This window comes from Methyloversatilis sp. (assembly GCF_965284615.1).
Lineage (GTDB): Bacteria > Pseudomonadota > Gammaproteobacteria > Burkholderiales > Rhodocyclaceae > Methyloversatilis.
Window position 1 is genome coordinate 1530160 of the sequence record NZ_OZ260098.1, and the last position, 19196, is coordinate 1549355.

Annotated in this window: 20 protein-coding genes; 17 read left to right on the forward strand and 3 right to left on the reverse strand. The window is 68.6% G+C overall.

Features of this window, described 5'->3' with window-relative positions; all coding sequences use genetic code 11:
* Window position 1: 1 nt before the first annotated feature.
* Window positions 2–1120 carry a glycosyltransferase family 9 protein gene (locus tag ACQ66H_RS07450; protein WP_430435608.1) on the forward strand — a complete coding sequence of 373 codons (1119 nt, stop codon included), beginning with the start codon at window positions 2–4 and terminating at the stop codon, window positions 1118–1120.
* Here ACQ66H_RS07450 and ACQ66H_RS07455 read toward each other — a convergent pair.
* Window positions 1053–2093: a glycosyltransferase family 9 protein gene (locus tag ACQ66H_RS07455; RefSeq protein ID WP_430433454.1), complete on the reverse strand. Its 1041-nt coding sequence runs from the start codon at window positions 2091–2093 to the stop codon at window positions 1053–1055. The genes ACQ66H_RS07450 and ACQ66H_RS07455 overlap by 68 nt on opposite strands.
* A gap of 195 nt (window positions 2094–2288) precedes the next feature.
* On the opposite strand from ACQ66H_RS07455, the gene egtD reads away from it, so the two are divergent.
* From egtD to ACQ66H_RS07515, 12 genes are all read left to right on the forward strand, one after another.
* Window positions 2289–3371 (forward strand): L-histidine N(alpha)-methyltransferase, encoded by a 1083-nt coding sequence (gene egtD, locus ACQ66H_RS07460; protein WP_430433455.1) that lies wholly within the window; start codon window positions 2289–2291, stop codon window positions 3369–3371.
* A gap of 44 nt (window positions 3372–3415) precedes the next feature.
* Window positions 3416–3838, forward strand: coding sequence for a hypothetical protein (locus ACQ66H_RS07465; RefSeq protein ID WP_430433456.1), 423 nt, complete (start codon window positions 3416–3418; stop codon window positions 3836–3838).
* Window positions 3839–3847: 9 nt separating this feature from the next.
* On the forward strand, window positions 3848–5788 hold the full coding sequence (gene glgB / locus ACQ66H_RS07470) for a 1,4-alpha-glucan branching protein GlgB (RefSeq protein WP_430433457.1): 1941 nt from the start codon (window positions 3848–3850) through the stop codon (window positions 5786–5788).
* On the forward strand, window positions 5772–7793 hold the full coding sequence (locus ACQ66H_RS07475; protein WP_430433458.1) for a maltotransferase domain-containing protein: 2022 nt from the start codon (window positions 5772–5774) through the stop codon (window positions 7791–7793). The genes glgB and ACQ66H_RS07475 overlap by 17 nt, the downstream gene beginning before the upstream one ends.
* 11 nt (window positions 7794–7804) lie before the next feature.
* On the forward strand, window positions 7805–11155 hold the full coding sequence (gene treS / locus ACQ66H_RS07480; protein ID WP_430433459.1) for a maltose alpha-D-glucosyltransferase: 3351 nt from the start codon (window positions 7805–7807) through the stop codon (window positions 11153–11155).
* Window positions 11156–11291: 136 nt separating this feature from the next.
* Complete coding sequence (locus ACQ66H_RS07485; RefSeq protein WP_430433460.1) at window positions 11292–12455, forward strand: hypothetical protein; 1164 nt, start codon at window positions 11292–11294, stop codon at window positions 12453–12455.
* A gap of 26 nt (window positions 12456–12481) precedes the next feature.
* Window positions 12482–13228 (forward strand): hypothetical protein, encoded by a 747-nt coding sequence (locus tag ACQ66H_RS07490; protein ID WP_430433461.1) that lies wholly within the window; start codon window positions 12482–12484, stop codon window positions 13226–13228.
* A 46-nt stretch (window positions 13229–13274) separates the two neighbouring features.
* On the forward strand, window positions 13275–13586 hold the full coding sequence (locus ACQ66H_RS07495) for a hypothetical protein (RefSeq protein ID WP_430433462.1): 312 nt from the start codon (window positions 13275–13277) through the stop codon (window positions 13584–13586).
* Window positions 13587–13618: 32 nt separating this feature from the next.
* On the forward strand, window positions 13619–14488 hold the full coding sequence (locus tag ACQ66H_RS07500) for an SDR family oxidoreductase (protein ID WP_430433463.1): 870 nt from the start codon (window positions 13619–13621) through the stop codon (window positions 14486–14488).
* Between the two features lie 20 nt (window positions 14489–14508).
* Window positions 14509–14877: a four-helix bundle copper-binding protein gene (locus tag ACQ66H_RS07505; RefSeq protein WP_430433464.1), complete on the forward strand. Its 369-nt coding sequence runs from the start codon at window positions 14509–14511 to the stop codon at window positions 14875–14877.
* A 114-nt stretch (window positions 14878–14991) separates the two neighbouring features.
* A complete protein-coding gene (locus tag ACQ66H_RS07510) occupies window positions 14992–15783 on the forward strand; it encodes a hypothetical protein (protein ID WP_430433465.1) in 792 nt (263 codons plus the stop codon).
* A gap of 2 nt (window positions 15784–15785) precedes the next feature.
* Window positions 15786–16310: a hypothetical protein gene (locus ACQ66H_RS07515; RefSeq protein WP_430433466.1), complete on the forward strand. Its 525-nt coding sequence runs from the start codon at window positions 15786–15788 to the stop codon at window positions 16308–16310.
* Between the two features lie 33 nt (window positions 16311–16343).
* On the opposite strand, the gene ACQ66H_RS07520 is transcribed toward ACQ66H_RS07515, so the two are convergent.
* The gene (locus ACQ66H_RS07520) at window positions 16344–17297 is read right to left on the reverse strand and encodes an SDR family oxidoreductase (RefSeq protein ID WP_430433467.1); all 954 of its coding nucleotides are present in this window, start codon (window positions 17295–17297) and stop codon (window positions 16344–16346) included.
* Window positions 17294–17569, reverse strand: coding sequence for a hypothetical protein (locus tag ACQ66H_RS07525; protein ID WP_430433468.1), 276 nt, complete (start codon window positions 17567–17569; stop codon window positions 17294–17296). The genes ACQ66H_RS07520 and ACQ66H_RS07525 overlap by 4 nt, the downstream gene beginning before the upstream one ends.
* Before the next feature lie 133 nt (window positions 17570–17702).
* Here ACQ66H_RS07525 and ACQ66H_RS07530 point away from each other — a divergent pair, with 133 nt between their 5' ends.
* From ACQ66H_RS07530 to ACQ66H_RS07545, 4 genes are all read left to right on the forward strand, one after another.
* Entirely contained in the window at window positions 17703–18149 is a 447-nt protein-coding gene (locus ACQ66H_RS07530; RefSeq protein WP_430433469.1) for a CBS domain-containing protein, read from the forward strand.
* A gap of 154 nt (window positions 18150–18303) precedes the next feature.
* Window positions 18304–18462: a DUF1328 domain-containing protein gene (locus ACQ66H_RS07535; protein WP_304003062.1), complete on the forward strand. Its 159-nt coding sequence runs from the start codon at window positions 18304–18306 to the stop codon at window positions 18460–18462.
* Window positions 18463–18474: 12 nt separating this feature from the next.
* Entirely contained in the window at window positions 18475–18834 is a 360-nt protein-coding gene (locus ACQ66H_RS07540) for a BON domain-containing protein (RefSeq protein WP_430433470.1), read from the forward strand.
* Window positions 18835–18867: 33 nt separating this feature from the next.
* The gene (locus tag ACQ66H_RS07545) at window positions 18868–19185 is read left to right on the forward strand and encodes a BON domain-containing protein (RefSeq protein WP_430433471.1); all 318 of its coding nucleotides are present in this window, start codon (window positions 18868–18870) and stop codon (window positions 19183–19185) included.
* Window positions 19186–19196 lie beyond the last annotated feature (11 nt).

The window sequence follows — 19196 nt, forward strand, 5'->3', positions numbered from 1 at the left end:
GGTGCTGCATCCGGCGGCGGACGATGGCCTGGACTTCGGCGCGGTGGAGCGCATCGCCGTGCTGCGCGCCAATGGCCTCGGCGATTTCATCTTCGCGCTGCCGGCGCTGCGCGCGCTGCGGCTGCGCTTTCCGGACGCGCAACTGGTGCTGCTCGGCAAGCCGTGGCACAAGCGCTTCCTTACCGGCCGCGGCCCGGTGGTGGACGACGTGGTGGCGCTGCCACCGATCACCGGCGTCGGCGTGCCGCCGGAGCAGGGGGCGCGCGAGGACCCGCGTGCCATCGACGCCTGCATCGCCGGGCTGCGCGAGCGGCGTTTCGATCTCGCCTTCCAGATGCACGGCGGTGGCCGCTACTCGAACCCCTTCATCGGGCAGATCGACGCGCGCCACAGCTTCGGCCTGCACACGCCGGACGCGGTCCGCCTGGACCGCTCCCTGCCCTATATGAGACTGCAGAACGAACGTCTGCGTCTGCTCGAAGTGGCGGCGCTCGCCGGCGCCCACACCTGGGAACTCGATCCGCGGCTGCCGGTGCTGGTGCGTGACGAGGTGGAACTGGAGTCGGTCCTCTGTCTGCCGGACGCTCCGCTGGCGGTGCTGAGCCCCGGCGCGACCGACCCGCGACGACGTTGGCCGCCGGCACGCTTTGCCCGCGTCGGTGACGCGCTGGCGGACGCCGGAGCCGTCGTGGTGGTGCAGGGTGACGCCTCCGAGCGGGCGCTCACCGCCGCCGTGACAGCGGCGATGACGCGACCGGCGATCGACGTCGGCGGCAGACTGTCGCTCGACGGGCTGGCCGCACTGCTGGGTCACGCCTGCATCGTGGTCGGCAATGACAGCGGTCCACTGCATCTTGCACAGGCGGTGGGCGCGGCGACGGTTGGCCTTTACTGGCTCGTCAATCTCGTCGTATCCGGTCCGCCGACCGCGCAGCGCCGCCGTGTCGCGCTGTCGGTCACCGCCGACTGCCCGGTCTGTGGCCGCGACAACGTCGCCGTGCGCTGCGAGCACGACCCCTGTTTCATCGAGGACATCCGCGAAGACGAAGTGCTCACGCTGACGCTCGACCTGTGGACGCAGGAGCGCCGCGATCAAGCAGTCCGCGAATCTGTCGCATGACCTCCGCCTGACCCTGATCGGTGGTCGTCCCGTCGTCCGGCGCCATTACGCAGCGATGGCGCATGCGGTCTTCCGGCGCCCAGCGTTCGAGCTCGGAGCAACGGAAGATAACGACCGACGGTGTGCGCAGCGCGGCCGCAATGTGCGACACACCGGTGTCGTTGCACACCAGCAGACGGGCGCCGCCGATCAGTGCGGCCAGGGCGCCCGCGCTGATCGGCGACGCGGCGTCGATGGCCGGAGCGTGCATCGCCTGGCGCACGCGCGCCGTCAGCGCTCTTTCCTCGCCCGATCCGGTCAGCACGACCGTCCAGCCGGTCAGCGCGTGGACGGCGTCCGCCACTGCGGCGAAGCGTTCCGCCGGCCAGCGACGCCGCGGGTCGCGTGCGCCGGGGTGGATGCACACGTAGGGGCGGCCACCGAGCGCGAAGGCGATTCCGCTGGTGGCCAGTTCCGCGTGATCCGCCGGCAGCAGCGGAAATTCCAGTCTGCGGTAAGACGACGGCGCGCCGAGGTGATCCATCAATGCAAGCAGCCGCCCGACCTCGCTGCCGCGCGTCGGGTAGGGCAGACAGCTTCCATTCTCGTCCGGCAGGCCGAAGCCCGCCTGGCGCGCAGCGCCGAACAGCGCCACCACGGGGTTGGAAAGCCGGCCGCTGCCGTGCATCTGTATGGCCAGATCGAAACCCCGCGTCTGCGTCTCCGCGACGAAAGCGGGTATCGCCGGCAGATCGGGCACCCGTTCGGGCAGGCCTGGAAAGCCGGGGAAGGCCAGGAAGTCGTCGATGTAATGCGGAAACCGCGCGGCGAGTCCGGCTGCCCAGGGCAGGCCGACCAGCGTGATCGCAGCGTCGGGACAGCGCATGCGCAGCGCGCGCAGCGACGGAATGGCGCACAGCATGTCGCCGAGCTGAAGCGCCCGGAACACGACGATGTTGCGTGGGCGGATGCGACTCAGAAGCGGTGCGTGCATGGCGGTTCTCCGGGGGCAGACCGCGATGCCTTGCAATTGGCGGACCGAGGGCGGACCGGGCCGTTGCGGGAACGCCGATTGCAAGGCTCGCTGCAGTTCCGCGCACGTCGTGCCGTCGCCTTGCGCGGTCGCGACGGTCGTGGCTCCGTGGCTTCACGCGGCGGCAAGGGCGCCGCACTGGCGAAAGGACGGGCGATGACTGAAAAACGAGAAGACACGCTGCCGGCCGGCTGGTCGCAGCTGGCGGGATTTCCCGGTGGTGGCATGTTCGGTCGTGGCCGGCGCGGCCGCCTGGCACCCTTGTCGGTGTCGCGTCCTGCCGGCGCGGCGCGGTCGCCCGGCGGCGCCGTGGGGCGTACCGCCTTCGCGCGCGAGCTGCTCGCCGGCCTGCAACAGGCGCGCAAGACCACACCGTGCAAATACTTCTACGACGCGTGTGGCGCCGCGCTGTTCGAACAGATCTGCGCGCAGCCGGAGTACTACCTGACGCGGGCAGAACTGTCGCTGCTCACCCGCCACGCGACGCGGCTGGCCGAGTGCATCGGCGACGACGCGGAATTGATCGAGTTCGGCGCCAGTTCGCCGGTCAAGGCGTCGGTGCTGCTGCATCTGATGCGCCATCCGGCCGCCTACGTGCCGGTCAACATTTCGGGCGGGGCGCTGCTGGAGACGGCGGGCGCCATTTCGACCGCCTTTCCCGGTCTCGACGTGCGCCCGCTGATGGCCGACTACACCGGCGAAACTGCACTGACGCACGCGCTCGACCCACAGCGTCGGCGCGTCGGTTTCTTCCCGGGGTCCTCGCTGGGCAACTTCGAACCGGATGACGCGCTGGCCTTCCTGGTCCGCCTGCGCAAGCTGCTGCAGGGCGGTGGCCTGCTGATCGGCGTGGACCTGGTCAAGGACCCGGCCCGGCTGCACGCCGCATACAACGATGCGGCGGGTGCGACGGCCGCCTTCAACCGCAACGTGCTGGTGCGCGCGAACCGGGAGCTGGGCGCCGATTTCAGGCCGGAGCAGTTCGCCCACTACGCCTTCTACGACCCGCTCGCCCGACGCATCGAAATGCATCTGGTGAGCCTGTGCGATCAGGACGCCCACGTGGCTGGCCGCACGCTGCACTTCGACGAAGGCGAATCGATACGTACCGAGTATTCGCACAAGTACACGGTGCAGGACTTCCGCGCGCTGGCGCTGCGCGCCGGCTTCCGCCCGCGGCTCAGCCTGATCGACAGCGAGGGCCTGTTCAGCCTGCACTGGCTGGAGTCGCCCGCCTGAGCGGGCCAAGACCCCGTTTCCCATCCATCGCCCCTGGAGCTGCCATGTTGCCGAACACCGCTGAACGCGTTCCGCTGAACACATCCGAAGCCGTGAACGAACTGATCCGCACGCGCACGCTGCGCAATCTCGACCGCGCCGCGCTCGGCGACCGCGGCACGATAGATCGCAGACTGGCCGAACTGGACAGTGAGTGGGACATTGAGCGCTGCCTCGAGGTGAATGCCGCATCGGCGTCGATTGCCGGCTGCCTGCTCGGGCTGTTCGTGAGCAGGCGTTTTTTTGCCGTGCCTGCGCTGGTCGGCGGCTTCCTGCTGCAGCACGCGCTGCAGGGCTGGTGCCCGCCGCTGCCGCTGATGCGACGGCTCGGCGTGCGCACGCTGAGCGAAATCGACGACGAGCGGCAGGCGCTGCTCGCCTTGCGCGCCCGCAAGTCGGCCGACGGTCTCGGCCGCACGCTGCGCTGAGGACGCCGCATGACGGAATCCGCAGGCAAGGCAGGCAGCAGTCTGTTCAGTGGCGACGACATCTATCTTTTCCGTGAGGGCTCGCATGCGCGGCTGTACCAGCGGCTGGGCTGTCATCTTGGGCCGCCGGCGCCGGGCGACGGCGAGCGCAGCGAGGCGCGTTTCGCGGTATGGGCGCCGAACGCCCGGGCGGTCGAGGTGGTCGGCGACTTCAACGGCTGGTCGCATGGCCACCCGCTGCAGGCGCGGCTCGACGACTCCGGCATCTGGGAAGGCTGCGTGCCGGGCGTAAGCCGGGGCGACGCTTACAAGTACCGCATCCATCGCGCCGACGGTCATGTCATCGACAAGGCCGATCCGCTCGCCTTCTTCTGTGAACTGGCCCCCGCCACGGCGTCGCGCGCCTGGCGCTTCGAGTACGAGTGGAAGGACGCCGCATGGATGACGTCGCGCGCGTCGCGGCAGGCGGCCGACGCGCCGATCAGCATCTACGAGGTCCATCTCGGCTCGTGGCTGCGGCCGCACGAGGGCACGCTGCCGACCTACCGCGACATCGCGCAGCGGCTGGCCGACTACGCCTGCGACATGGGCTTTACCCACGTCGAACTGATGCCGGTGAGCGAGCATCCGTTCTACGGCTCCTGGGGCTATCAGTGCACCGGCTACTTCGCGCCGACCTCGCGCTACGGCACGCCGGAGGACTTCATGTTTCTGGTCAACACGCTGCACCAGGCGGGTCTCGCCGTCATCCTCGACTGGGTGCCGTCGCACTTCCCGGCGGACGCGCATGGTCTGGCGGTATTCGACGGCACCCATCTGTACGAGCACGTTGACCCGCGTCAGGGCTTCCACCCGGAATGGCATTCCTGCATCTTCAACTACGGCCGGCACGAGGTGTGCGCCTTCCTGCTGTCGAGTGCGCTGTTCTGGATCGACCGCTACCACATCGATGCGCTGCGCGTGGATGCCGTCGCCTCCATGCTCTACCTCGACTACGCGCGTCGCGACGGCGAATGGGTGCCCAACCGCTACGGCGGGCGCGAGAACCTGGACGCGGTGGCCTTCCTGCGCAGTCTGACCCAGGCGGTCGCGCGCGATCACCCGGACGTGCTCACCATCGCCGAGGAATCGACCTCCTGGCCCATGGTGTCGCGCGCGGTGCACCTCGGCGGTCTGGGCTTCAGCCAGAAATGGAATATGGGCTGGATGAACGACACGCTGGCCTATTTGCGGCACGACCCGGTGCACCGTCGCTTCCATCACGGCGCTGTCACCTTCTCGATCTGGTACGCCTTCCAGGAGAACTTCCTGCTGCCGCTGTCGCACGACGAAGTGGTGCATGGCAAAGGCTCGCTGCTGGCGCGCATGCCGGGCGACGAGTGGCAGCGCTTCGCCGGCCTGCGCGGCCTGTTCGGCTACATGTGGGCGCACCCGGGAAAGAAGCTGCTGTTCATGGGGGGCGAATTCGGCCAGTGGCGCGAGTGGGCGCACGAGGGCCAGCTCGACTGGCCTCTGCTGGACCAGCCGCTGCACGCCGGTTTGCGCCGCTGGGTGGCCGATCTGAACCGCATCTACCGCGAATGCCCGGCACTGCACGAACTTGACTTCGACGCGACCGGCTTCCGCTGGGCGGTGGCCGACGACGCCGACAACAGCGTGCTCGCCTTCCTGCGTCTTGCGCGCGACGGCCGCTGCCTGCTGGCCGTCTGCAACTTCACACCGGTGCTGCGCACGTACTACAGCGTCGGCGTGCCGCACGGCGGCCACTGGCGCGAACTGCTGAACAGTGACGCCGCGCTCTATGGCGGCAGCGGTGCCGGCAATCTCGGCGGCACCCAGGCGGTTCCGGTGCCGATGCACGACCAGCCGTGGTCACTGAATCTGACGCTGCCACCGCTCGCGGTGCTGTGGCTGGTTCCGGAGGACGAACACCATGGATCATCTGTCTGATCTCCCGGCCGAGGGCCGCATCCGCGCCGTCGTGTCGGACCTGACGCCGGCGGTTGACGGCGGCCGTTTTGCCGTCAAACGCAGCCTCGGTGAAACGCTCACCGTGGAGGCGAACTGCTTCGCCGACGGTCACGACGCGGTGCTGGCGCTGCTGTGCTGGCGGCGCGACGACGAGAGCGCGACGACCTGGCACGCAGTGCCGATGCAGCCGCTGGGCAACGACCGCTGGCGCGCGACGCTGCGTCCCGATCGCTGCGGGCGCTGGTGGTATTCGGTGTCGGCCTGGGTGAACCCCTTCCGTTCGTGGCGTTCGCAGATGGCGCGCCGTACCGACGACGCCGACATCCGCCTCGCCGCGCTCGAAGGCGCTTCGCTGGCCGAGGCGGCGGCGCTGCGCGCCGGCGAGGCGCTGGCCGACCGCAACCAGCTGCTGCGCTGGGCGGAGCGGTTGCGCAACGACGGCGCGCACGCCGACGCGCCGGCGCTGAAGGCGCTCGCCCTCGACGACACCATGGCCGAGGTCGCCGCCCGCCATCCGGACCGCCGCTGGCCGGCCGTCCATGCCCCGATGCCGCTCGACGTCAACCGCGCGCTGGCGCGCTTCGGTGCCTGGTACGAACTGTTCCCGCGCTCGCTGGGCGAGGGCGGCCGGCACGGCCGCTTCGACGACGTGATCGCGCGGCTGCCGGCCATCGCCGCGATGGGCTTCGACGTGCTCTACCTGCCGCCGGTGCATCCGATCGGTCGGGTGCGGCGCAAGGGACGCAACGGCGTGGTCGTCGCCGGGCGCGACGAGCCGGGCAGTCCGTGGGCCATCGGTGCAGCCGAAGGCGGCCACACCGCAGTGCATCCGCAACTGGGCACGCTCGACGACTTCCGTCGTCTGGTGGGAGAAGCGGAGCGTCGTGGCATCGACATCGCGCTCGACATCGCCTTGCAGTGCGCGCCCGATCATCCGTGGGTGACCGACTGCCCGCAGTGGTTCCGTCGTCGCCCGGACGGCAGCGTCCAGTACGCCGAGAATCCGCCCAAGAAGTACCAGGACATCTATCCCTTCGACTTCGAGTGCGAGGACTGGCGCGGTCTGTGGCAGGCGCTGGCCGGCATCTTCCGGCACTGGATCGCGCAGGGCGTCAAGGTGTTCCGGGTGGACAACCCGCACACCAAGTCCTTCGCCTTCTGGGAGTGGCTGATCGGCACGCTGCGCCGCGAACACCCCGATCTGGTCTTCCTGTCCGAGGCGTTCACGCGACCGCAGGTGATGCACCGCCTGGCCAAGCTCGGCTTCAACCAGTCCTACACCTATTTCACCTGGCGCAACACGCGCGCCGAACTGACCGACTACCTGGAGGAACTGAGTGCCGGGCCGGGGCGCGATTACTTCCGGCCCAATCTGTGGCCGAACACACCGGACATCCTGCCCGAGTACCTGCAGAGCGGCGGTCGCCCGGCCTTCGTCGCGCGCCTCGTGCTGGCAGCAACGCTGGGCACCAGCTACGGCATCTACGGACCGGCCTTCGAGCGCATGGAAGCACGACCGCGCGAGCCGGGCAGCGAGGAGTACCTAGACTCAGAGAAGTACCAGCTGCGCGAGGGCGGACACGCCGACGGCGACGGGCTGGCGCCGCTGATCGCCACCATCAACCGCATCCGTCGCGACAACCCGGCGCTGCAGTTCCCGGGCGGCCTGCGTTTCCTGCCGGTTGACAACGAACAGCTGATCGCCTACGCGAAGCACGATGCGGCGAGCGGAAACGCCGTCGTCGTCGTCGTCAATCTGGATCCGCATCACGTGCACACCGGCTGGCTCGAACTCGATCCGGCCGCGTACGGCGGGAGCGATGACGAGGGCAGCGTGCAGATGCACGACCTGCTCGGCGGAGAGCGCTATCAATGGGCGCCGGGACGCAACTTCGTCCGGCTCGATCCGCAGCGCCTGCCGGCGCACGTGTTCCAGGTTCGCCGGCGCGTGCGCAGCGAGCGTGACTTCGACTACTACCTCTGACCGGAGGCGCCATGGACCGAATCGACGCCGGCGCCGCCGGCCCGCTCCACCCACAGCCGGCCGACGACCCGCTGTGGTTCAAGGATGCGGTCATCTACGAACTGCACGTCAAGGCCTTCTTCGATTCCAACGACGACGGCGTCGGCGATTTCGCCGGTCTGACGCAGAAGCTCGACTACATCCGCGATCTTGGCGTGGACACGCTGTGGCTGCTGCCCTTCTACCCGTCGCCGCTGAAGGACGACGGCTACGACGTGGCCGACTACCACGGCGTGCTGCCGGCCTACGGCACACGCGCCGACTTCCGCCACTTCGTGCGCGAGGCACACCGCCGTGGCCTGCGCGTGATCACCGAACTGGTGATCAACCACACCTCGGACCAGCACCCCTGGTTCCAGGCCGCACGCCGCGCACCCAAGGGGTCGTCCAAGCGCGACTACTACGTGTGGAGCGATGACCCGGAACGCTACGCCGGCACGCGCATCATTTTCACCGATACCGAAACGTCGAACTGGACCTGGGACCCGGTGGCCGGCGCCTACTACTGGCACCGCTTCTTCAGTCACCAGCCCGACCTCAATTTCGAGAACCCGCGCGTGCTGCGCGCCGTGCTGCGCACCATGCGCTTCTGGCTGGACATCGGCGTCAACGGCTTCCGGCTCGACGCGGTGCCCTATCTGCGCGAGCGCGAGGGCACGAACAACGAGAACCTGGCCGAAACGCACGCCACCATCCGCGAAATCCGTCGCGTCATCGACGAACACTATCGCGGACGCATCCTGCTGGCCGAAGCCAACCAGTGGCCGGAGGACGTGCGGGAGTATTTCGGTGACGGCGACGAATGCCACATGGCCTATCACTTCCCGCTGATGCCACGGCTGTTCATGGCGCTGGCGCAGGAGGACCGCTATCCGGTCACCGACATCATGCGGCAGACGCCGGACATCCCGGAGAACTGCCAGTGGGCCATCTTCCTGCGCAATCACGACGAACTGACGCTGGAAATGGTGACCGATCGCGAACGCGATTACATGTGGCAGTTCTTCGCCAACGATCCGCGCATGCGGCTCAACGTCGGCATCCGTCGCCGGCTGGCGCCGCTGCTGGAGAACAGCCGCGACCGCATCGAACTGATGTCCTTCCTGCTGTTCACGCTGCCCGGCTCGCCCATCGTCTATTACGGCGACGAACTGGGCATGGGGGACAACGTCTATCTGGGCGACCGCAACGGTGTGCGCACGCCGATGCAATGGACGTCCGACCGCAACGCCGGCTTTTCGCGCGCCGATCCGCAGCAGCTTTACCTGCCGCCCGTCATGGACCCGGTTTACGGTTACCACGCGATCAACGTCGAGGCGCAGGCGCGCAACCCGCATTCGCTGCTCAACTTCACCCGTCGCCTGATCGCAATGCGGCGCAGCTTGCGCGCCTTCGGCCGCGGTTCGCTGGTCTTCCTCGAACCGGGTAACCGCAAGGTGCTGGCCTATCTGCGGGAGTATGTCGACGAGCAGGGCAACGAGCAGCGCGTGCTGTGCGTGGCCAATCTCGCGCGCACGCCGCAGGCGGTCGAACTCGATCTGTCGCGGCACGAGGGCAGGGTGCCGATGGAAATCAGCGGACGCGCGGCCTTTCCGCCGGTCGGTCGTCTGCCCTATCTGCTCACCTTGCCCGGTCACGGCTTCTACGCCTTCGAACTGTCGGCCCAGGCGCCGCCGCCCGAGTGGCACGAAGACCGCATGCCGCAGCCCGATCTGCCCATCCTGGTGCTGACTCACGGCTGGGAAACCTTTGTCGGCGGCGACGGCGGCAGCACGGTGCGCAGCGACATCGCGCGGCGCAACCGCGAACGCCTGCTCGACGAAGCGATGCTGCCCTTCCTGCGCACGCGCCGCTGGTTCGCGGCAAAGTCGGCGACGCCGACACGGGTCAGTCTGGACGAAGTGCGCGAGTGGCGCGCCAACGGCGGTTCATGGCTGTTGTCGGTGTTGCGTGTCGATTTCGCGGAGGTTGCGCCCCAGTTCTACTTCCTGCCGCTGGCGACGGCGTGGGAGGACGAGCCCGATTACCCGGTGGACCGCGTCGGCGGCGCGGCGCTGGCCCGGGTGCGCGAGCAGGCGCGCATGGGTCTGCTGTACGACGCCTTCGCCGACGCGCTGTTCTGCCGAACCTTCGCCGACGCGCTCGAACGCGCCGACACGCTGCCGCTGGCCGGCGGCAAGCTGGTGTTCCATCGCGAGGCGGGCTGGGCCGAACTGCGGCCGGCGGCGGACGACGAGGTCCGGCCGGCAGCGGCCGACCAGACCAATACCGGCGTGTTCATGGGGCCGCGTCTTTATCTGAAGGCTTACCGGCTGTTGCAGCCCGGTCTGAATCCAGAGATAGAGATCGGCCGCTTTCTCGCTGCGCGCGGCTTTCCGGGCACGCCGCAGCTCGCCGGCGCAGTCGAGTACGAGGCCGCCGATGGCCGGCGTTGTGCGCTGGCCATCGCTCAGCAGCGCGTTGACAACCAGGGTACGGCGTGGGACTACGCGCTCGAACACTTCGCGCGCATGTTCTCCGGCGATGCCTGGCCGGGCAGCGTCGAGCCGATGGACGAATATCCGGGGCTGAACCGGATATTCACGCTGCAGATGATCGCGCTGGGCAAGGCTGTCGCCGATCTGCACGCTGCGCTCACCGATGCCGGAAGCGATCCGGCCTTTGCGCCGGTGCCGCTCGCCGCCGCCGAGGCGCAGACGATGCGCGAGCGCGTGCTGCTTGAACTGAAGCGCAGCTTCGCTCAGCTCGAGGGTGCGCGCGACCGCATCGACCGCCAGACCGCCGACGACGTCGCCCTGCTGCTCGCCCAGCGCGAGGTGCTGCGCCAGCAGCTGATGGCGCTGCCGCTCGACGCGAGCGCGATGCAGTGCATCCGCATCCATGGAGACCTTCATCTCGGTCAGGTGCTGCGCGCGCAGGAGGCGTTCGTCATCGTCAACTTCGAGGGCGAGCCGGCACGCCCGGTGGACGCGCGCCGCGGCAAGCAACTCGCGCTGCGCGACGTCGCTTGCATGATCCGCTCGATCGATTACGCGATCAGGACCGCTGCGCAGCGGGTGCTGCACACCCAGCCCGAGCGCGCGGGCGAACTGGCGACGATGGCGACCGCGGCCTGTGCCGACGCGGTCGCCGCCTTCCTGAATGGCTACTCGGGCGGAGATTCGCTGCCCGCGGCGGCCGGCGACTTCCTCGAACTTTTCTCGCTCGAACGCCTGCTCTACGAACTGCGCTACGAACTGGACAACCGCCCTGACATGGTCGGTCTGCCGCTGGCCGCACTGATCGAAGCGAGCGGAGCGGAAAAAACGTTTCCCGCGCTGTAATTCCTACCGGAAACGGCGCGCGGGCGCCGCACCCGCCTTAGGTCGCGGCGGGAACACCCCTTGCAGGCATCCGGACAGGCAGCGCTTCGCCGCTGCATTCCGACATGTGTTTCTTCGCAAGAAGTGGAGACCCCAGATGAATCTTCTCGACCACAAGGGCGTGCCGCTCGACAAGCAGGGACTGAGCTGGAAGGAGATGGCAGGCCAGCCCATCAGCAAGCTCGACGACGAGGCGTTCACGCGCGTCCGCATCATCCTGATGAACGGCATCGAACTGGATGCCCTGCGCCTGTCGCATATCGGGGCACGGATGAATGCCGATCTGCGATTGCCACTGGCGCGCGTGCGGCGCATCGAACAGCACCAGGCGACCGCTGTGAACTGGCTGATTGGCGCCGATCACTCGCCGCTCGAAACGACCATCGCCTACGAGCAGGTGGCCATCGAGGTGACGGCGGCGGTGGCGCAGCAGGAGCCCGATCCCTACCTGGCGCGGGTGTACCGCTTCGGCCTGCTGGAGGACTTCGATCACCTCTACCGCTATTCGGCGCTGCTGGACCGGATGGAGGGCAAGGATGCCAACAACATCCTGCAGGGCAACACCGACATCGTGCCGGGGCGCCCCACCGTGGACGAGCACCGCGCGCCGGAGGACGACCTGCGCCACCCCTATGGCGCGAAGGCCGATCTGCTGTCCAAGCTGCACGCGACCATGATCACCGCGGCCGAGTACCAGACGCACGACTACTACATGACGATAGGGCCGACCTTCGCCGACCCGGTGGCGCGTCAGCTCTACGCCGAGATCGCGTCAATCGAGGAACAGCACGTGACCCAGTACGGTTCGCTGCTGAATCCGCGGCAGAGCTTCCTCGAGCTGTGGCTGCTGCACGAGGCGGCCGAGGTCTATGGCTACTACAGCTGCGCGCAATCGGAAAGCAATCCGCGGCTGCGCGCGATGTGGGAGCGCTTCTGCGACTACGAGCTGGGCCACCTCCACCTCGTCTGCGAGCTGATGAAGGAGCACGAGCGGCGCGACCCGGCCGAGGTGCTGTCGCGCGAACTGCCGGCGCCCTTGCCCTTCCATAGCCAGCGCGAGTTCGTGCGCGAAGTGCTGGCGACCGAGGTGGACCTGCGCGCCAGCGGCCCGGACTTCGTGCCGCTCGAGCAGGAGAACCCGGCGTCGATCGCCTATCGGGAGCGCGTCAATGCCGACGGCTCGCCGTCAACCGAAGTGGCCGCCGCCTATCACTGGACGTCCGGTACCGAACTGAACCGTCCGCTGGCCCGCGCGGCGTGACCGTCCGCCGACAAGGAGTACGAAACATGGAGAACGTGACCCGCAGCGGTTTCAACCGCACCGGCGCGCAGACCTCGCTGCATACGGTGCAGAACATGCAGGCCTTCGCCGACGAACAGTCCCCGTCCGGACCTGCGCACATCGACGGCGTGCTCGAAGGGCGTTCGATAGCGGCCGTGCGCGCCGAGTTCGTGCAAGAGGCCGAGCGTATCGGCTCGGTTCCGATACCGACCACGCTGACCGGCGTGCTGGCGACCGGGCTGTCCAAGCTGACCGGCCATCGTCCGGAGGTGCTGGTGGACAAGCTGGGCGAGCGCCTCGCTTACGAACGCACCGGCGTGCGCCTCTATCAGGCCCTGATCGACAAGGCCGAGGCGGTGCAGGCGGAGGTCGCGCTGCCTTTCACCATCGCCGAACTGAAGCACATCCGCGACGAGGAACTGGAGCACATGCACATCGTGACCTCGGCGCTGGAAGGACTGGGCGCCGATCCGACCGCGCAGACCCCGTGTGCCGACGTGATCGGCGTCGCCAGCAGCGGCGCCATGCAGGTGCTCAGCGATCCGCGCACGACGATCGCCCAGTGCCTCGACACCCTCCTGTCGGTCGAACTGACCGACGGCGCCGGCTGGGATCTGCTGATCCGCCTTGCCGGTTCGGCCGGACAGGACGAACTGATCAAGCCCTTCCGCGAGGCGCTCGCCCGTGAGCAGGAACACGCGCAGCAGGTGAAGGGCTGGCTTGAACGCGCCGTCGTCAACGATCTGGACTGACGGCAACCGCGGCCCACAGGTCGCCTTTTCTCAGGAGGACGAACAGATGAGTACACCGAGCACCCGTGCAACCGAAGCCACGCCGCGCGCGACCGACGAAGTGAAGGTCTACGCCGGTGACACCGGCCACCCCATCGTCGATGACTACGGTGGCGACGCCGGCGAGGAACTGATGGCCAGCGAGTCAACGCGGCTGCAGCGCTGCCGCGAACAGCTTTCGCACGTGAGCGAGCACTGCCGCGAGCGGGTGCAGGCGCGTCCATTCACCGCCCTCGCGCTGGCGTCCTTCCTCAGCGCAGCGGTCGGCGTCTGCCTCGGCATGAAGATGCACCGCAGCGCGCGCTGGCACTGGCGCTGAGCAGCGGCGCGAAACCGGACGAGGAGAGACCCGTGATCAATGGCAACAAGCTGACAGGGGGTGTGCCTCCGCAGGAGCAGGACGTTCAGCCCGGGCAGGAAGTGCCGATGCAGCCACCGCCGCGCGACATGATGGAGGACTACCGGGGCGTGGCGAAGCTGCGCGACCGCGTGGCCATCGTCACCGGCGGCGACAGCGGCATCGGCCGCGCGGTATCCGTGGCTTTCGCGAAGGAGGGGGCGCACGTGGTGATCGCCTACCTGGACGAGCACGAGGATGCGCAGGCCACGCTGGCCGAGGTCGAGGAGCAGGGCGTGCGGGGTCTGCTTCGCGCCGGCGACATCGGCGACGAGGCCTTCTGCCGCAAGCTGGTGGACGACACGCTGGAGCACTTCGGCCGGCTGGACATCCTGGTAAACAACGCCGGCGAGCAGCACCCGCAGCCGAGCCTGACCGATATCACGACGGATCAGCTCGAACGCACCTTCCGCACCAACATCTTCGGCATGTTCCACCTGACGCGTTTCGCGCTGCCTCATCTGAAGGAGGGCGCCTGCGTCATCAACACGACCTCGGTCACCGCCTACCGCGGCAGTGCGCGCCTGATCGACTACGCCGCCTCCAAGGGTGCCATCGTGTCCTTCACCCGCTCGCTGTCGGCGGCGCTGGCGAAGCAGGGCATCCGGGTCAATGCCGTCGCGCCGGGTCCGATCTGGACGCCGCTGATCCCGGCGACCTTCGACAAGGACGAAGTCGCGTCCTTCGGAACCGACGAGCCGCTGGGCCGGCCCGGCCAGCCTGAGGAGGTGGCACCGAGCTACGTCTTCCTCGCCAGCGCCGACGCCAGCTACATGACCGGGCAGGTGCTGCATCCCAACGGTGGCGAGATCGTCAATGGCTGATCCAACCTGAAGGGAAATCCATGGAAACGAATGACGCGACGGCATCGAGCGCAGGCGCGCCGCTGGCGCCCGAAATGCAGCGCTGCATCGACACCTGCCACGAGTGCGAGCGCATCTGCCTGCACATGGCGACCGGTCATTGCCTGTCGCTCGGCGGGCGGCACGCCTTGCCCGAGCATCTGAGCACCATGCTCGTGTGCGCGCGGATGTGCGGCACGGCTGCCGACGTGATGGCGATGAATTCGACGCTTCACCGGCAGGTGTGCGCCGTCTGCGCCGACCTGTGCGACGCCTGCATCACCCGTTGCCGCGACCTCGACGACATGGACGCCTGCATCGAGGTGTGCGAGCGCTGCAAGACCGAGTGCGAGGCGATGGTCGATGCCTGATCGGGCGCGCCCGGGGCGCCGGGGCGGCGGTGTTCCGTCGCGCGCGCGGAACGCCGATTGCATGAATGGACGGCCCCTTTCGGGGCATCCCATCCCAATCGCAAGGAGCGAGCCATGGAAACGAGAACCGTTGAATCGATTCAATTCGGAGCCGAGGCGATTCCACCGCACAGCGGCATACACTGGAGCGCCATCTTCGCCGGCCTGGCGGTCGGCCTGTCCGCCCACCTGCTGATGATGCTGATCGGCATCGCCGCCGGTTTTGCCGTGTATGGCACCGGCGAGCGCCCGGACGGCGGCAGCATTTCCATGGTCGCCGCCAGCTGGAACACCTTCAACATGCTGGTGTCCGCCTTCGTCGGCGGCTATGTGGCGGCGCGCTGCAGTGCGCTGAAGCGCGGCTCCGACGGCCTGCTGCACGGCATCGTGTCCTGGGGGGCGACCATGCTGTTCTTCGCCATCCTGACCGGCTCGCTGACCGGCAACGCAGTCACCGGCGCCTTCGGAGTCGCCGCGGTCCGTTCGGCAGCTGTGGCCGAGGAGGCTGCGCCGTCGTCGATCGGCCAGCTCATCGACCGCGTCAATGCCGGCGACCGTGAAGGCGCGGTGGCGCTGATGCGCGAACGCTTCGGCCTCACCGACGAACAGGCGCAACAGGCAGTAGACGAAGCGATGGCCATGCTCGGTCCGGACGGCACGCGCACCGCTGAAGGTCTGAACGACGCGGCGAAGGCCGCATCCATCGTCAGCACCTGGCTCAGCGTGGCGATCCTGCTGTCGCTGCTGTCCGCCGCAGCGGGCGGAGCGCTGGGTGCGCGCAGCACGCGCAAGCGCTCCCTTCCGCGCGTGCAGACAATGCGGGCAACCGTGTACGGCGACGGGCAGCCGTCGCATATGCGGGGCTGAGCATGACGCAGTCCGGATCTCCGGGTGGTGGCCCCGCCGGCCACGGACCCACGCAGCCGCCCGAGGCGGGCGAGACGACGTCGATCGGCAGCGACCCGCCGGACGGTGGGGACGATGCGCTGCCGGGCAGTGCGACGAGCGTGGGTCGCGACGCCGGCGGCGGCGGAGATCGCCCCGCACCGGCGTCGTCCGGTCTGCTCGATCTGACGGCGCTGGTCGGCGCGACCGTGCTCGGACCGGCGGACGCGACGCTGGGCCACGTCGGTGGCGTGCTGGCCGATCCGCATTCCGGGCGGCTTGCCTACCTCGTGCTGACGCCGCTGCCCGGCCTGATCGACGGGCCGCGTGCCATTCCGTGGTCGGTGGTCGCCGCCCATCTGTCCGACGGGCCGCTGCATCTGCCGTACACAGCCGACACGCTCGGCATGGCGCCGGCGCTGGACAACGGGCGCGTCCCGGACGCCGACGGCGACTGGGTGCAGCAACTGCACGAGTTCTTCGGATGTCGCCCCTACTGGGTTGCCTGAACCTTGCAAGGGGTCCTGGCGGCGGCCCGCGCCTCAGCGGCCGCCACGCCTCGACAGCAGCGTATAGAAGCTGTACTCGCGCACCCGTCCCTGTCCTCCTCCGCGTTCGTCGCCATCGTCGCCGCAGGGCGCGTGCAGCGCGCCACGACGGTGAGCGGCTGCGACCTGGCCGCTGCGCTGCTGGCGCAGCAGGACGCGCGCGGCGTAGCGGTCGGCGGCGCGGGGCAGCATGAAGCTGCCGGCAGACAGCAGACGCGCCGGCGCGCCGACGTAGATGTCGCGGCGTGGCTGCGTGGCCGCGTACAGCAGCGCTTCGGCCACCACGTCCGGTGCGTACACCGGCCCAGGCAGTTGCGGCTCGACGTCCATGAAGTTCGCCGCGTGACGCGGCAGCGGCGTATCGACCGAGGCCGGCTTGACCAGGGTGAGCGACACCGGCGCGCTCGCGGCCTCGAGTTCGGCGCGCAGCGAATCGGTGTAGCCGCGCACCGCATGCTTCGATGCGGCGTATGCCGCCTGCAGTGGCAGGCCGACGTCGCTCGCCTCGCTGCCGACATTGATCAGCGCACCGCCGCGCGCCTTCAGCGTCTCGAGCGCGACGACGCAGCCATGCACGACACCCCAGAAGTTCGTCTCGAACAGTCGGCGCATGTCGGCCAGCGGCACGTCGGCGTGCCCGCCGAATATCGATACGCCGGCGTTGTTGATCCAGGTGTCGAAACCACCATGCGCATCGATCGCCGCGCGGGCGATGCGGCGCACGTCGTCCAGATGTCCGACGTCGGCGATGACCGGTGTCACCGAGTGGCCGACCTCGCGGAACTTGTCGGCAATCGCGTCGAGCGCGGCGCCATCGCGTGCAGCGATCACCACCCGGGCCCCGCGCTGCGCCGCCATCCGCGCGGTCGCCAGGCCGATGCCGCTGGAGCCGCCAGTCACCACGATCACCTGCTCGGCAACCGGCTTCAGCACGATGCGGCCCGTCATGCAGAGCCCCCCGTCGGCAGGTCAACATCAAGCGACCGCAGGAAGAGCGGGCCGCGGGCGATGACGACGACGCGCTCCGGTTCGGGCGTCGGCAACGGTTCGCGCACCGGACTGTTGCCGGGTAGCGGATCGATCACCGGGTTCGGGTCGGGAACCGGCTGTGGCGGTTGCGGCGGCTGGCCGGGTGGAGGTTCCCCCGGCAGAGGTGGCGTCGGATCGGGCTGGTGTGCGTAGCGGGCGATGCGGACGTCGTCGGGCGCTGGCTCTCTCATCGTCGTGTCCTCCGTGGAATGAACCGGCGTATGCGCAAGCGGCGTGCCCTGGCGGTGCCGGGCATCGTGCTTGCAGGCCGGAGGACGTGCAGGCAAGGAACTGCGTGAACCCATTCACTGAAGGAGACAGGACATGCAAGTGCGTGAAGCGATGACGAGCGACGTGAAGCTGGTGGATTCGCACCAGAGCATCCAGGACGCGGCGCGAATGATGGCGGAGTGCAATGTCGGTTCGCTTCCGGTGGGCGACAACGGACGGCTGGTCGGCATGATCACCGACCGCGACATCGCGATCCGGGCGGTCGCCGCCGGCAAGGCGGCCAACACCCAGGTCGGTCAGGTCATGAGCAAGGAGGTGAAGTACTGCTTCGACGACGAGGACGTGTCGCACGTCGCGCAGAACATGGGCGACATCCAGCTGCACCGGCTGGTGGTCCTGAGTCGGGACAAGCGGCTGGTCGGCATTGTCGCGCTGGCCGACATCGCGAACTGCGAGGGCGCGGGGGCGGCCGGCGAAATGGTGTGCGGCATCTCGACGCCGCAGCAGTCGGGTGGCCGGCGGGCGCCTGCCCACCACTGAGCCGGCGCGCCGGTAAGGCTTACACCGGCGCGCAAGTTTTTCACCGCCCCGACGCCCGCGGCGACCGCGTTCGCCCGGGCGCGCGCCGCCCCGCAGGTATGCCGATTGCTCAGCGGAAGGCCCAGGCGCGAGCCGACAGCGGAACGGAGTGATCATGCTTTATTACGCAGCCATTTTCCTGGTGATTGCGATCGTCGCCGGCCTGTTCGGCTTCGGCGGCATTGCCTCAGGTGCGGCGGGAATCGCCCGTCTGCTGGTCTACATCTTCCTGATCCTCTTCGTCGTTTCGCTGGTGTTCGGCGTCCTGCAGTAGAGGAGATTACGAATGAAGGTCCTTTCCATTCTTGCCCCGGTCCTTGCGGCGCTGGCGTTCGCCGGCTGCGGCGAGCGACCCGAAGCACCGCCGGCCGACAACGCCGCCGTGCTCGAACCTTCGCGGCCAGCCACCGCCGAGGCGGTGCCGGCGCCCGCTGATGGCGTGCTGAAGACGCGCGTCGTCGAGGCGCTGCGCCAGGACAGCAGCCTGCACACCGATTCGATGATCGTCACCGTGCGTGAGGGCGAAGTGAAGCTGAATGGCGTCGTGCCGGCTGAACAGATCACGCGCGCCGACAGCGTCGTGCGCAAGGTTGACGGCGTGCGCGTCGTGATCAACGCATTGCGGCCGACCACGCCGTCTTCATGACCCTGCAGTTTTCCCAACCTGAGGATTTTCACGATGAAGAAGAACGGACAAAACCTGCTGGCCGTCGCCGCACTGCTGGTCGCCCTGGGTGGCTGCGCCGCATCGGGAACGCAGAAGTCAACCGGTGAGTACATCGACGACGCGACCATCAGTACGCGGGTGAAGGCGCGACTGATCGAGGACGACCAGGTCAAGGCGCGGGAAGTATCGGTCGAGACCTATCGCGGCGTGGTCCAGCTGAGCGGTTTCGTGTCGTCCGAGGCGGAAGCGGCGCGCGCGGTCGAACGCGCACGCAGCGTGCCCGGCGTGACCGGTGTGAAGAACGACATCCGCATCAAGCCTGCTCCCTGACCGGACGCCGG

Bases quoted from the DNA above. Each gene is read 5' to 3' on its own strand.
- ACQ66H_RS07455 (WP_430433454.1), bottom strand. From the start codon at position 2,093: ATGCACGCACCGCTTCTGAGTCGCATCCGCCCACGCAACATCGTCGTG.
- egtD (WP_430433455.1), top strand. From the start codon at position 2,289: ATGACTGAAAAACGAGAAGACACGCTGCCGGCCGGCTGGTCGCAGCTG.
- ACQ66H_RS07465 (WP_430433456.1), top strand. From the start codon at position 3,416: ATGTTGCCGAACACCGCTGAACGCGTTCCGCTGAACACATCCGAAGCC.
- glgB (WP_430433457.1), top strand. From the start codon at position 3,848: ATGACGGAATCCGCAGGCAAGGCAGGCAGCAGTCTGTTCAGTGGCGAC.
- ACQ66H_RS07475 (WP_430433458.1), top strand. From the start codon at position 5,772: ATGGATCATCTGTCTGATCTCCCGGCCGAGGGCCGCATCCGCGCCGTC.
- treS (WP_430433459.1), top strand. From the start codon at position 7,805: ATGGACCGAATCGACGCCGGCGCCGCCGGCCCGCTCCACCCACAGCCG.
- ACQ66H_RS07485 (WP_430433460.1), top strand. From the start codon at position 11,292: ATGAATCTTCTCGACCACAAGGGCGTGCCGCTCGACAAGCAGGGACTG.
- ACQ66H_RS07490 (WP_430433461.1), top strand. From the start codon at position 12,482: ATGGAGAACGTGACCCGCAGCGGTTTCAACCGCACCGGCGCGCAGACC.
- ACQ66H_RS07495 (WP_430433462.1), top strand. From the start codon at position 13,275: ATGAGTACACCGAGCACCCGTGCAACCGAAGCCACGCCGCGCGCGACC.
- ACQ66H_RS07505 (WP_430433464.1), top strand. From the start codon at position 14,509: ATGGAAACGAATGACGCGACGGCATCGAGCGCAGGCGCGCCGCTGGCG.
- ACQ66H_RS07510 (WP_430433465.1), top strand. From the start codon at position 14,992: ATGGAAACGAGAACCGTTGAATCGATTCAATTCGGAGCCGAGGCGATT.
- ACQ66H_RS07515 (WP_430433466.1), top strand. From the start codon at position 15,786: ATGACGCAGTCCGGATCTCCGGGTGGTGGCCCCGCCGGCCACGGACCC.
- ACQ66H_RS07520 (WP_430433467.1), bottom strand. From the start codon at position 17,297: ATGACGGGCCGCATCGTGCTGAAGCCGGTTGCCGAGCAGGTGATCGTG.
- ACQ66H_RS07525 (WP_430433468.1), bottom strand. From the start codon at position 17,569: ATGAGAGAGCCAGCGCCCGACGACGTCCGCATCGCCCGCTACGCACAC.
- ACQ66H_RS07530 (WP_430433469.1), top strand. From the start codon at position 17,703: ATGCAAGTGCGTGAAGCGATGACGAGCGACGTGAAGCTGGTGGATTCG.
- ACQ66H_RS07535 (WP_304003062.1), top strand. From the start codon at position 18,304: ATGCTTTATTACGCAGCCATTTTCCTGGTGATTGCGATCGTCGCCGGC.
- ACQ66H_RS07540 (WP_430433470.1), top strand. From the start codon at position 18,475: ATGAAGGTCCTTTCCATTCTTGCCCCGGTCCTTGCGGCGCTGGCGTTC.
- ACQ66H_RS07545 (WP_430433471.1), top strand. From the start codon at position 18,868: ATGAAGAAGAACGGACAAAACCTGCTGGCCGTCGCCGCACTGCTGGTC.